General features: G+C 67.6%; 13 protein-coding genes and 1 pseudogene. 9 read left to right on the plus strand and 5 right to left on the minus strand.

Annotation, left to right across the window (positions count from 1 at the left end; all coding sequences use genetic code 11):
- Positions 1-326: 326 nt before the first annotated feature.
- From AC5P8Z_RS19600 to AC5P8Z_RS19615, 4 genes are read left to right on the plus strand one after another with little or no spacing between them, the layout of a single operon-like run.
- Positions 327-962 carry a ubiquinone biosynthesis accessory factor UbiJ gene (locus AC5P8Z_RS19600; RefSeq protein WP_286070595.1) on the plus strand — a complete coding sequence of 212 codons (636 nt, stop codon included), beginning with the start codon at positions 327-329 and terminating at the stop codon, positions 960-962.
- A complete protein-coding gene (gene ubiB / locus AC5P8Z_RS19605; protein ID WP_495229802.1) occupies positions 959-2,614 on the plus strand; it encodes a ubiquinone biosynthesis regulatory protein kinase UbiB in 1,656 nt (551 codons plus the stop codon). Before AC5P8Z_RS19600 ends, ubiB begins: the two co-directional genes overlap by 4 nt.
- A gap of 5 nt (positions 2,615-2,619) precedes the next feature.
- Entirely contained in the window at positions 2,620-3,198 is a 579-nt protein-coding gene (locus AC5P8Z_RS19610; RefSeq protein WP_286071975.1) for an O-methyltransferase, read from the plus strand.
- Complete coding sequence (locus AC5P8Z_RS19615) at positions 3,195-4,049, plus strand: pseudouridine synthase (protein WP_495229806.1); 855 nt, start codon at positions 3,195-3,197, stop codon at positions 4,047-4,049. The genes AC5P8Z_RS19610 and AC5P8Z_RS19615 overlap by 4 nt, the downstream gene beginning before the upstream one ends.
- Positions 4,050-4,118: 69 nt before the next feature.
- Here the strand turns inward: AC5P8Z_RS19615 and AC5P8Z_RS19620 are convergent, their stop codons facing one another.
- Complete coding sequence (locus AC5P8Z_RS19620; protein ID WP_286070598.1) at positions 4,119-4,646, minus strand: DUF2059 domain-containing protein; 528 nt, start codon at positions 4,644-4,646, stop codon at positions 4,119-4,121.
- Positions 4,647-4,779: 133 nt separating this feature from the next.
- On the opposite strand from AC5P8Z_RS19620, the gene arfB reads away from it, so the two are divergent.
- From arfB to dcp, 3 genes are all read left to right on the plus strand, one after another.
- Complete coding sequence (gene arfB / locus AC5P8Z_RS19625) at positions 4,780-5,211, plus strand: alternative ribosome rescue aminoacyl-tRNA hydrolase ArfB (RefSeq protein ID WP_286071976.1); 432 nt, start codon at positions 4,780-4,782, stop codon at positions 5,209-5,211.
- Positions 5,212-5,257: 46 nt separating this feature from the next.
- A complete protein-coding gene (locus tag AC5P8Z_RS19630) occupies positions 5,258-5,818 on the plus strand; it encodes a lysophospholipid acyltransferase family protein (protein WP_224329368.1) in 561 nt (186 codons plus the stop codon).
- A 111-nt stretch (positions 5,819-5,929) separates the two neighbouring features.
- Positions 5,930-8,086: a peptidyl-dipeptidase Dcp gene (gene dcp, locus AC5P8Z_RS19635; protein WP_197595620.1), complete on the plus strand. Its 2,157-nt coding sequence runs from the start codon at positions 5,930-5,932 to the stop codon at positions 8,084-8,086.
- A 158-nt stretch (positions 8,087-8,244) separates the two neighbouring features.
- Here the strand turns inward: dcp and AC5P8Z_RS19640 are convergent, their stop codons facing one another.
- Positions 8,245-8,691: a 3-dehydroquinate dehydratase gene (locus AC5P8Z_RS19640; protein ID WP_495229803.1), complete on the minus strand. Its 447-nt coding sequence runs from the start codon at positions 8,689-8,691 to the stop codon at positions 8,245-8,247.
- 3 nt (positions 8,692-8,694) lie between these two features.
- Positions 8,695-9,096, minus strand: coding sequence for a hypothetical protein (locus tag AC5P8Z_RS19645; protein WP_021203742.1), 402 nt, complete (start codon positions 9,094-9,096; stop codon positions 8,695-8,697).
- A 257-nt stretch (positions 9,097-9,353) separates the two neighbouring features.
- Between AC5P8Z_RS19645 and lepB the strand changes: the two genes are divergently transcribed.
- Both lepB and AC5P8Z_RS19655 read left to right on the plus strand, forming a co-directional pair.
- On the plus strand, positions 9,354-9,980 hold the full coding sequence (gene lepB, locus AC5P8Z_RS19650) for a signal peptidase I (protein WP_495229804.1): 627 nt from the start codon (positions 9,354-9,356) through the stop codon (positions 9,978-9,980).
- Between the two features lie 122 nt (positions 9,981-10,102).
- Entirely contained in the window at positions 10,103-11,359 is a 1,257-nt protein-coding gene (locus AC5P8Z_RS19655) for an MFS transporter (protein ID WP_495229805.1), read from the plus strand.
- Positions 11,360-11,442: 83 nt separating this feature from the next.
- Here the strand turns inward: AC5P8Z_RS19655 and AC5P8Z_RS19660 are convergent.
- Both AC5P8Z_RS19660 and AC5P8Z_RS19665 read right to left on the minus strand, forming a co-directional pair.
- A pseudogene (locus AC5P8Z_RS19660) lies at positions 11,443-11,556 on the minus strand (LysR family transcriptional regulator); the annotation flags it as partial.
- A gap of 78 nt (positions 11,557-11,634) precedes the next feature.
- The coding region (locus AC5P8Z_RS19665; RefSeq protein WP_495229766.1) for an integrase core domain-containing protein at positions 11,635-11,758 on the minus strand (124 nt) is incomplete at its 5' end.

The following is an 11,758-nucleotide window of genomic DNA, read 5'->3' on the forward strand; positions in this document are numbered from 1 at the left end:
CCCGAGCGACTCGGCCAACTCCACGGCTTGGTGCTTGAACTCATCGGTGTAGCTACGACGGGTGAGACGGGACATAAGGGACCTCCAAGTGCGATCAAAGTATCGCTTCTTGGCGTCCGCTGACGGGGGGCCAGATCAGTCCGCAGCATGGATGCCGCGGCCAAGCCCCCAGGGACGGGTTTACGGCCCCCGCCACTGGACCCGCCCCGCCCCCCACGGAATGCCCGCTCTTGCTGTTGCTTCGGCTACTGCGGTTGCCGTTGCCTCTGCGGGTGCCGGGCGGCAACCCGGCCCAAGCCCCCCACCCACGCAGGTAGAATGCGCACATGGCTCTTTCCCTGCTCAAGTCCCTCAAGCCGGTCGCCGGCCGCGCCCTGCAGATCGCCCTGAACCGCGCACTGGCGCTGGATCCGGATACCCGCCATGCCCTGGCCAGCCTCGACGGCCGCCACATCGACCTGACCCTGGAAGCACCGTCGTTGGCCATGCGCATCAGCGTCGACGGCGACCAGCTGCGGGTCGGCCCGGTAGACGCGCAGGAAGCCGACCTGGCCGTACGCAGCAGCCTGGCAGGCGTTCTGGCCCAGCTGCCGCTGCTGGCCAATGCCCGCCGCGGTAACGACAACGGCAAGGGCCGCGTGCGCGTGGCCGGCGATGCCGAGCTGGCGCGCCGCCTGCAGCAGCTGGCCAAGGGCTTCGACCCGGACTGGCAGCAGCCCTTCGTCAGCGTGTTCGGCGAAGTACTGGGCGTGCAGGTTGCCAACACCCTGCGCAGCGCGCTGCAGCATGCGCGCCAGGGGGCGATCGACCTGGCTCACAGCGCTGCCGAGTTCATCACCGAAGAGTCGCGCGACGTGGTACCGCGTGCCGAGCTGGATGCCTTCCACGATGACGTCGACGTGCTGCGCGACGACGTCGAGCGTCTCGGCGCACGCGTGCAGCGCCTGCGGGGTGCCGCATGAAGGCCGTGCTGCGGGCAAGCCGCATTGGCCGGGTGATCCTGCGTTACCGCCTCGACGACCTGCTGCAGGGCACGCCCGCTGAGCGCTGGCTGCGCCTGGCCAAGCCATTCGTTCCGCGCGCCTCCGCAGCCATCGCCTCGCAGTCGCGCGGCGCCCGCCTGCGCCTGGCGCTGCAGGACCTCGGCCCGATCTTCGTCAAGTTCGGCCAGATCCTGTCCACCCGTCGCGACCTGGTGCCGCCGGACGTGGCCAACGAACTGACCCTGCTGCAGGACAGGGTCAAGCCGTTCGATGGCGAGACCGCGCGCCGCATCGTCGAGGACGCGCTCGGCCTGCCGGTCAGCGAAGCGTTCGCCAGCTTTGATACCGAGCCACTGGCCTCGGCCTCGATCGCGCAGGTCCACGCGGCCACGCTGGCCGACGGCCGCCAGGTGGTGGTCAAGGTGCTGCGTCCGGGCATCGAGAAACAGATCGACGCCGACATCGCCCTGCTCAATTCGCTGGCCGCGCTGGTCGAGCGCACCCACCCGCGCGCCGACAAGATCCGCCCGCGCGAGGTGGTGGCCGAGGTCGAGAACACCTTGGCGGCCGAACTGGACCTGCAGCGCGAGGGCGCCAATGCCAGCGTGCTGCGTCGTTTCTGGGAGAACAGCGACGACCTGTACGTGCCGGAAGTGATCTGGAGCCACACCGCCGAGCGTGCACTGACGCTGGAGCGCGTCTGGGGCATTCCGTCTGACGACATCGCCGCGCTGGACAAGGCCGGCATCGACCGCAAGGCGCTGGCCGCCAAGGGCGTGCGGGTGTTCTACACCCAGGTGTTCCGCGACAACTTCTTCCATGCCGATGCACACGCCGGCAACATCTGGGTCGATACCGATCCGGCGCGCCGCGCCAACCCGCGCTTCATCGCGCTGGACTTCGGCATCATGGGACAGCTCTCGCAGGAAGATCAGTACTACCTGGCCGAGAACTTCATGGCCATCTTCAACCGCGATTACCGCCGCATCGCCGAACTGCACGTGCAGGCACGCTGGATGCCGGACCACGTGCGCATCGATGATCTGGAAGCGGCGGTGCGCTCGGTATGCGAGCCGTACTTCACCCGGCCGCTGTCGCAGATCTCGCTGGCCGAAGTGCTGATGAAACTGTTCCGCGTGGCGCAGCGTTACCAGCTGACGTTGCAGCCGCAGCTGATCCTGCTGCAGAAGACCCTGCTGAACATCGAGGGCGTCGGCCGCCAGCTGGACCCGCAGATCGACATCTGGGCGGTGGCCAAGCCGGTGCTGGCGAAGATCCTGCGCGAGCGTTACAGCCCGCGCCGGGTGGTGCGCGAGCTCGGCAAGCGCCTGCCGGAAATCATGACCCATGCGCCGGACATGCCACGCCTGGTACACGCCTGGCTGACCCAGCAGGTGGAAGGCCGCCACGAACTGGCGATGCGTTCGCGTGATCTGGTTGCGCTCGATGCCAGCCTGCAGCGCCTGCAGCAGCGCGCGGTGGGTGCGATCACCGGTGTCGGCCTGCTCGCCATTGCCGCGCTGATGTATGTGCTGCAGCCGCCGGGCTGGTACTGGGGCGACCTGCCGATGTGGAGCTGGTTGTCCGGCGCGGCAGGTGTCGTTGCGCTGGCACGCGCGTGGTGGAAGTAACCGCCATGCTGCAGGCGCTCAAGGACGAACTGGCCCGCTTCGGCGCCGACAACGACGCCCGCGAAAGCGAGCGCGGCCGGCGCATGCTCAACATCACGCCGGATACCGGTGAGTTCCTCTCGGTGCTGGTGCGCTTCGGCAACGCTCGGCGGGTGCTGGAAATCGGCACCTCCAACGGCTACTCGACGCTGTGGCTGGCCGAGGCCGCCGCTGCCATCGACGGCCATGTGACCACGCTGGAGTTCGCCGAAGACAAGGCGACGATGGCGCGTGCGAACTTCGCGCGCAGCGGTCTGGGCGAGCACATCACACTGGTGCATGGTGATGCCGGGTCGTGGCTGGCGCAGGCCGCGGAGGCCTGCATCGATCTGCTCTTCCTCGATTCGGATCGCGAACAGTACGCCGGCTGGTGGCCGCAGCTGCGCCGCGTGCTGCGCCCCGGTGGCCTGCTGGTGGTGGACAACGCCACGTCGCATGCAGAACAGATGGAACCGCTGCGGGTGCTGCTGGAGGCTGATCCGGACTTCAGCACCAGCCTGGTGCCGGTGGGCAATGGCGAACTGCTGGCCCTGCGCAACGCCTGACTGCTTTGCAGGTAGGTGCCAACCTTGGTTGGCACGCCGTTGCCGGTCGCACAGCGCAGCCGAGCGCGGGCTCGGCTCCACAGAAGGCAGGCCTTTATAATCCCGTGGTGAGCACCGAACCCGATACCCTCGCCGCGGTCGAGACCGACACCGCGCCCCTGCAGCTGCTGCACCTGGATGAACGCCTGGCCGTGGTCAACAAGCCGGCCGGGCTGATGGTCCACGACAGCAAGCTGGCCCGTGGCGAAGACGATTTCCTGGCCGACCGCCTGCGCGAGCAGCTGGGCCGCCCGATCTTCCTGGTCCACCGGCTGGACCGCGCCACCAGTGGCTGCCTGTTGCTGGCCTTCGACCGCGATACCGCCAGTGCACTGGGCAAGGCCCTGATGGGCGGCGAGGTGCTGAAGGACTACCTGACCGTCTGCCGAGGCTGGCCGGCCGAGCTCGTCTGGCAGGTCGATCATGACCTGGATGGTGGCCCCGGCAAGCCGGTGAAGAAGCCGGCGGTCACCGACTTCCAGCGCCTGGCCACCGGCGAGCTGTCGGTGCCGGTCGGCGAGTTCACCAGCTCGCGTTATGCGTTGCTGCGCTGCCAGCCACAGACCGGGCGCTTCCGGCAGATCCGCCGGCATCTCAAGCACCTGTCGCATCACATGATCGGTGACACCAGCCACGGTGATGGCCGCCACAACCGCATCTTCCGCATGCAGGGCGTGCACCGCATGCTGCTGCACGCCGAGCGCCTGCGTTTCCCGCATCCCGATGGCGGCGTGGTCGATGTACGTGCGCCGCTGGACCGCGAGTTCCAGAAGGCGCTGGACCTGTTTGGCTGGCAGGTGGACGACGCCTGATGCTGCTGCGGTAGCCGAGCGTGGGCTCGGCTCTACAGCCAGCGGCCGGGCGTGGCCCGGCGCACCCCGTTATTTCTTTTCCGGCTCGTTGACGATTGCTTCCAGATCCTTCTGCAGATCCGCGAACAGCGGCTGCATGCGCGCCTGGATGGCCACCATCACGTTCTGCATCAGCGCCGGGGTCTTGTCCAGCAGGCTCTGGCCGGCCGCGCTCTCGTAGAACTCGGCCATCGCCAGCACGTCTTCCTTGCTGAAGGTCTTCTTGTACAGGTCCACGTACATCGGCCGCAGCTGCTGCCACGACAGCGCCTGGCGCAGGGTCTGGCTGGTCCGGGCCTGGATCCGCTTCAGCTGTTCCTGCTGCTGGGCGTTGAGCTGGCGCTGGGCGGCCACCTGCTGGAACTGCTGCTGCTGCATCGCCTCGATCTGCGGCAGCATGGTGTCGATCATGCTCTGCGCGCGCGAGGCCGAGAGCAGGCGGTTGATGTCGCCGTCGGTCGGTGGGGCGGCCAGGGCCGGGACACTGGCCACGGCCAGCGCCAGCAGCAGGGCGGCGCGGCGCAGCAGGGACGGCAGGGCGGGTGCGAAGCGGGTCATGCGAAGCTTCCTGCGGTACATGGGACGGCCAGCATACCCGCAGCCGAGGCGAAGGCGGCGTGTTCGGCACCTGATCGGCGGCATACGGTGCGCGATGCCCACTCCGGCGCGTGGCTGCCGCTACAATGCGCGGATGGGCAGTGGACCGGTCATCATCAGCGCGCAGCTTGAAATCCCCGACGGCGAGATCGTCGAGCGGTTCGTGCGTGCCAGTGGCGCCGGTGGCCAGAACGTCAACAAGGTCTCCACCGCGGTGGAACTGCGGTTCGACGTGGCCAACTCGCCCTCGTTGCCCGACCCGTTGCGCGAGCGCCTGCTGGCGCGGCGTGACCGGCGCATGACCAGCGAAGGCGTGCTGGTCATCGACGCGCAACGTTTCCGGACCCAGGATCGCAATCGCGAGGATGCGCGCGAGCGGCTGGCGGCCTTCATCCAGGCCGGGCTGAGCGTGCCCAAACCACGCAAGGCGACCAAGCCGAGCCTCGGGTCGAAACTGCGTCGTCTGGACGCCAAACGCGGGCGCGCGCAGATCAAGCGCGGGCGCTCATCACGTGACTGGGAGTGATTGCTTGAACAAGCCGACTTCGTTGCTGCCGGCCGTGCCGCCGCAGATGCCGCAGGTCAAACCCAACGCCTTCCTGCGCTGGCTGGCGCGCTGCACCCTGCGCATGGGCGGCTGGAAGGTGACCGGCACCCTGCCTGACATTCCCCGCCTGGTGTTCATCATCGCGCCGCATTCGTCCAACTGGGACGGCTTGTGGGGGATGGCGGCCAAGATCGCGCTGGGCATGAAGGTGAAGGTGCTGGGCAAGGCCTCGCTGTTCTGGTGGCCGCTGGGCCCGCTGCTGCACAAGCTGGGCGTGATCCCGCTGGACCGCAGCTCGCCGCAGGGCACGGTCGGCCAGGCGGTGGATCTGCTGCGCAACAACGAGAAGATGTGGTTCGCCATCACCCCCGAGGGCACCCGCAAGGCAGTGAAGGACTGGAAGGCCGGCTTCCTGAAGATCGCCCGGATGGCCGACGTGCCGATCCTGGCCGCGTATTTCCACTACCCGGAAAAGACCATCGGCATCGGCCCGCTGTTCACGCCCAGCGGCGATGATGCCGCCGACATGGCCGCCATCCGCGAGTTCTACCGGCCGTGGATGGGCAAGACCCGCGGTACGGTCTGAGCCTGCCGCAGGCCGCCGCATAGACGCCACGTCCGGCACATGCCGGGCGAGCGCGACAGGAGTAGGGTGGAGGGCTGGTATCCCGTACCGTCTGCCCAAGGAGTGTTTTACATGTCGCGTACCGTAGTCCTGGCCGCCGCCATCAGCCTGGCGCTGGCGGCCTGTTCCGGCAAGGAGTCCACCCCCGTGTCCGATGCCCAGAAAGCCCCGGCCCAGCAGCCGGCCGAAGCCTCCACCAATCCGCTGCTGAGCGCCAGCACGTTGCCGTTCCAGGCGCCGCAGTTCGACAAGATCAAGGACAGCGACTACCTGCCGGCGTTCGAGGAAGGCATGCGCCAGCACCTGGCCGACGTGCGCAAGATCGCCGACAGCAGCGAGCCGGCCACCTTCGACAACACCATCGTGGCGATGGAGCGCAGCGGCGAGACGCTGAACCGCGTGTCGCGCATCTTCTTCGGCCTGGTCCAGGCCGACACCAACGATGCGCGCCAGAAGATCCAGGAAGAGGTGGCGCCGAAGCTGGCTGCGCACCAGGACGAGATCAACCTCGACCCGAAGCTGTTCGCGCGCGTGAAGTCGATCTATGACCAGCGCGATACGCTGGAACTGGATCCGGTGCAGAAGCGCCTGGTCGAGCATTACTACGACGGCCTGGTGCGCGCCGGTGCACAGCTGTCCGACGCCGACAAGGCCTCGCTGCGCAAGCTCAACGTGGAAGAGACCACCCTCTCCACCCAGTTCCACACTCGCCTGGTGGCAGCCACCGCCGCGGCCGCCGTGGTCGTCGACGACAAGGCCAAGCTGGCCGGCCTGGACGAGGATGCGATCAACAACGCGGCGGCCGCCGCCAAGGACCGCAAGCTGGATGGCAAGTTCCTGCTGCCGCTGCAGAACACCACGCAGCAGCCGGTGCTCGGTTCGCTGAGCGATCGCGACCAGCGCGCCGCCGTGCTGAAGGCTTCGGAAACCCGCGCCGAGCGCGGCGATGCCAACGACACCCGGCAGACCGTGCAGCGCCTGGCCCAGCTGCGTGCGCAGAAGGCCAAGCTGCTGGGCTTTGACACCTTCGCCGACTACCAGCTGGGCGACCAGATGGCCAAGACCCCGGCCGCCGCGCTGAAGCTGCTGACCGACACCGTGCCGGCGGCCACCGCCAAGGCCCGCGCCGAAGCCGGCGAGATCCAGAAGGTGATCGACGCGCAGAAGGGTGGCTTCCAGGTTGCCGCCTCGGACTGGGACTTCTACGCCGAGCAGGTGCGCAAGGCCAAGTACGATCTGGACGAATCGCAGATCAAGCCGTACTTCGAACTGGACAACGTGCTGCAGAACGGCGTCTTCTACGCCGCCACCCAGCTGTACGGCATCACCTTCAAGCCGCGTACCGACATTCCGACCTACAACCCGGACATGAAGGTGTACGAAGTGTTCGACAAGGACGGCACCTCGCTGGCCCTGTTCTACACCGACTACTTCAAGCGTGACAGCAAGTCCGGTGGCGCCTGGATGGACGTGTTCGTCGAACAGGACGGCCTGACCGGTGCCAAGCCGGTGGTCTACAACGTCTGCAACTTCACCAAGCCGGCCGCCGGCCAGCCTGCGCTGATCAGCTTCGACGACGTCACCACGATGTTCCATGAGTTCGGCCACGCACTGCATGGCATGTTCTCGAACGTGAAGTACCCGTCGATCGCCGGCACCGCCACCTCGCGCGATTTCGTCGAGTTCCCCTCGCAGTTCAACGAGCACTGGGCGCTGGATCCGAAGGTGTTCGCCAACTACGCCAAGCACTACAAGACCGGCGAGGCGATGCCGCAGGAACTGGTCGACAAGATCCTCAAGGCACGCAGCTTCAACCAGGGCTATGCGACCACCGAGTACCTGTCGGCCGCACTGCTCGACCTTGCCTGGCACACGCAGAAGGCCGATGCGCCGCTGCAGGATGTCGGCGCCTTTGAAGCCAGCGCGCTGAAGAAGTTCAAGGTCGACCTGCCGCAGGTACCGCCGCGTTACCGCACCACCTACTTCGACCACATCTGGGGTGGCGGTTACTCGGCCGGCTACTACGCCTACTTCTGGGCCGAGGTGCTGGACCATGACGCCTACCAGTGGTTCACCGAACACGGTGGCCTGACGGCGGCCAACGGGCAGGAATTCCGCGACAAGATCCTCTCGCGCGGCAACAGCGTGGAGCTGTCGACCCTGTACCGCGATTTCCGCGGCAAGGACCCGTCGGTGGAACCGCTGCTGAAGTTCCGCGGGCTGAAATAAGAAACAGAAAACGGCGGGGGAAACCCCCGCCGTTTTTCTTTGTGTAGAGCCGAGCCCAAGCTCGGCTGGTTTTTCCCGCCCCTGTAGAGCCGAGCCCATGCTCGGCTGGTTTTTCCTGGAAATGCAGCCGAGCATGGGCTCGGCTCTACACAAGCAGATCACGTCCCCACGTGCACCCGGTTGGCCTGCTCGGCCAGCCCCAGGTGGTCCAGCGCGATATCCAGCGCCAGCACATAGCTCTGTGCACCGTAACCGACCGCAATGCCCAGGCGCTGGCCGACACCGGCCGGCAGGCACGGCTCGGCCACTGCGCCGTCGTCATGCACTTCCACGTACGCGTTGTGCAGATAGGGCAGCAACCGCTGCAGGCGCAGGCTGTTGGCACATGCCCCCGGATCGAGCAGCGTCACCTCGCCGCGACTGTGGTCGGCCACGCGCAGTGCATCCAGCAGTTCCTGTTCCGAGCCACAGGCACGGATCGCCACGCTGGTGCCGGCGTCGATCGCCCGATGCACCAGCGTCTTCAGTACCGGCGCCGGTAGCGGCATCGCGGTGCGGATCAGCGCGCCGGCGGCTTCCGGGCCACGAATGATGAAGATCGACATGGCTCAGCCCTCCTGCGCCAGGCGACGGCCGACGATGGCCAGCGACAGCGGATAGCCGGCCTGCTGGCTGCGTTGGTCGACCACCACTGCGGCCGGGCCGTGCTGCAGGCGCAGGCGCGCATCCAGGCCGGGCTCGCTGGGTGACTGCAGCTCGATGTACTGCGCCGGCAGCCGTTCCAGCGCCGCCTGCAGTGCGCCACCCTCGGCCTGCCATTGCGCCTCGTCGGCCACGCCGACATCCAGCAGCACCCAGTCGGCCGAACGCGCCTGCGGCTGGCACAGGCACTGGCGCACTTCGGACAGGCTGGCGCAGTCGCTGCACAGCACGCGATGGCCGGCCAGCTGCGCCGGCAGCTGCGGGCGCGGCGCCGACGAAGACGCGTGGCGGATCACCAGGAGGGTCATACAACACCTTGCGGAATGCGCCCTGCGGCGCGGTGGGCACACGATGCGCGTGCTGGCCGTAAAGGTGCGATGCCTGTGGCCGGGTGCGCGCATAAAACCTGCGTAACCCTTCCTGTAGAGCCGAGCCTACGCTCGGCTGGCGTGCACCGACGCGCGAAGAGCCGCCGAGCGCGGGCTCGGCTCTACAACACGCCGGCGCGGGAACCTCTTCGGCCCGGATGTGGTCTGATGCAGCTACCACCCACCCGGAGCCTGCCATGGATGCTGTTGCCCGCCGTCCCTTTTCCGAACGCGCGCTGGCCTGGCTGAAGAAGGAGGCGTTGCCGCTGCTGGTGATGCTCGGCCTGCTCGCCGCCGCCCGCGATACCCTGGCCAACCATTACGTGGTGCCCAGCGGCTCGATGCAGCCGACCCTGCAGCCCGGCGACCGGGTGGTGGTGGACATGCGTGCCTATGGCCTGCGCCTGCCGTTCACCGCCAAGGAACTGATGGCCACCGGCACCCCGCAGCGCGGCGAGGTGGCGGTGTTCGATTCGCCGGCCGATGGCACCCGCCTGATCAAGCGCGTGGCGGCGGTGGCCGGCGACCATGTGCAGATGCGCGAGGGCCACCTGAGCATCAATGGGCAGCCACTGCAGATCGCCGACCTGCAGGACGTGGAAGCCTTCGGTGAGCGCCGTGCCCGGCTCGACCTGGACATGGGCGGTGGCCCGGACATTGGGGATCTGGTGGTGCCGGCTGGCAAGCTGCTGGTGCTGGGCGACCACCGTGGCAACAGCTTCGATGGCCGCTTCTTCGGCTTCGTCGATGCGGACAAGGTCTATGGCCGGGCGGTGGCGGTGTATTACCGCCGGGGCGACGGCTTCGAGTGGCAGCGCCTGTAAGCTGAATCAATACGTCAGGCATATCAATCCTGACTTATCGGGTTATGGATCGACTGGATGAACGGGCCTAGTCTGGGCCCGTTCCCTCCCACACCCGGCCGCCCCACCGGCCCACCGATCCCATGACAGGCGAAACCGCCGCGGCCGTCGAACGGCGCCCCCCCGCTGTTGACCCCGCTTCCGACACCCGCATCCAGCAGGGCACACCGGCCTTCCGCCGCACTGCGCTGGCGCTGTTCCTGGCCGGCTTCTCCACCTTCGGCCTGCTGTATACGGTGCAGCCGCTGCTGCCCGAGTTCAGCCGCCACTTCGGCGTGTCCGCCGCCGGCAGTGCGATGTCGCTGTCACTGACCACCGGCACGCTGGCGGTGGCGATGCTGCTGGCGGGACTGCTCTCCGATGCGGTCGGCCGCCGCCCGTTGATGATCGCCGCGCTGCTGGCCTCGGCCATCCTGTCGCTGAGCACCGCGCTGGTGGATGACTGGACCACGCTGCTGGTGCTGCGCACCCTGCTCGGCCTGGCGCTGAGCGGCGTGCCGGCGGTAGCGATGACCTACCTGGTCGAGGAAATGGACAGCCGCGCGCTGGGCCTGGCGATGGGCCTGTACATCGGCGGCAACGCCATCGGTGGCATGAGCGGACGCCTGCTGGCCGGCATCATCGCCGACCACTGGGGCTGGCGCTGGGGCATCGGCGTGGTCTCGATCATCGCCATCGCCAGCACCGTGCTGTTGTGGCTGCAGCTGCCGCCGTCGCGGCACTTCCAGGCCCGTGGCGGCGGCTTGCGCCAGCTGCCCTCGCGCTGGCGCATGCTGTTCGCAGACCCGGGCCTGCCGTGGCTGTTCGCCACCTCGTTCGTGCTGATGGGCGTGTTCGTCACCCTGTACAACTACCTCGGCTATCACCTGCTGGCGCCGCCGTACCACCTCAGCCAGACCGTGGTCGGGCTGATCTTCAGCGTGTATCTGGTGGGCACCTTCAGTTCGGCGTGGATGGGCCAGCAGGCCACGCGCTATGGCCGCGGCCGCATCCTTTCGATCTCGTTTGCGCTGATCGGCGCGGGCATCGCGCTGCTGGCGATGCCGTCGCTGAGCACGATGGCCCTGGGCATCGCCCTGGTGACGTTCGGCTTCTTCGGCGGCCATTCGGTGGCCAGCAGCTGGGTTGGCAGCCGTGCCGGTGCGATGCGCGCGGAAGCCTCGGCGCTGTACCTGTTCGCCTACTACCTCGGCTCCAGCGTACTGGGCGGCGTGGGTGGGCTGGCCTATGCCGCCTGGGACTGGCCTGGCGTGTGTGCGTTCGCCGCCGTGCTGACCCTGATCGGTGGCGGCATCGTCTGGGCGCTGCAGCAGCGCGCGCCGCAGCCGGTGACGGCGTGATCCAGCGCGTACGGTAGCGTCGACTGTCAGTCGACTGCTCTTCGATCTGATCGCGATAACCCCGCGCTGCGCGCGATAGTCGACTAACCGTCGACTCTACCGGTGAACGCCCCGCGCAGCAGCGTGGCGAAATTGCGGATCAGAGGCGTTACCCGTTCGCGGTGCCACGCCAGCTGCACTTCCGATAGCACCGACGCCTGCCGAGGTAGAGTCGACTGTCAGTCGACTGCTCTTCGATCAGATCGCGATAACCCCGCGCTGCGCGCGATAGTCGACTAACTGTGTAAACCCACCACGTTGTTCAGCGGGATTCTGGAAATAGGCGGTTGGCTGCCGATCCCCATGTGGGGTCGGTGCCAGTTGTAGTGGTGCAGCCATTCAGGCAGTACGGCGTCGCGC

Source organism: Stenotrophomonas sp. YJH_SMC_17 (genome assembly GCF_059371655.1).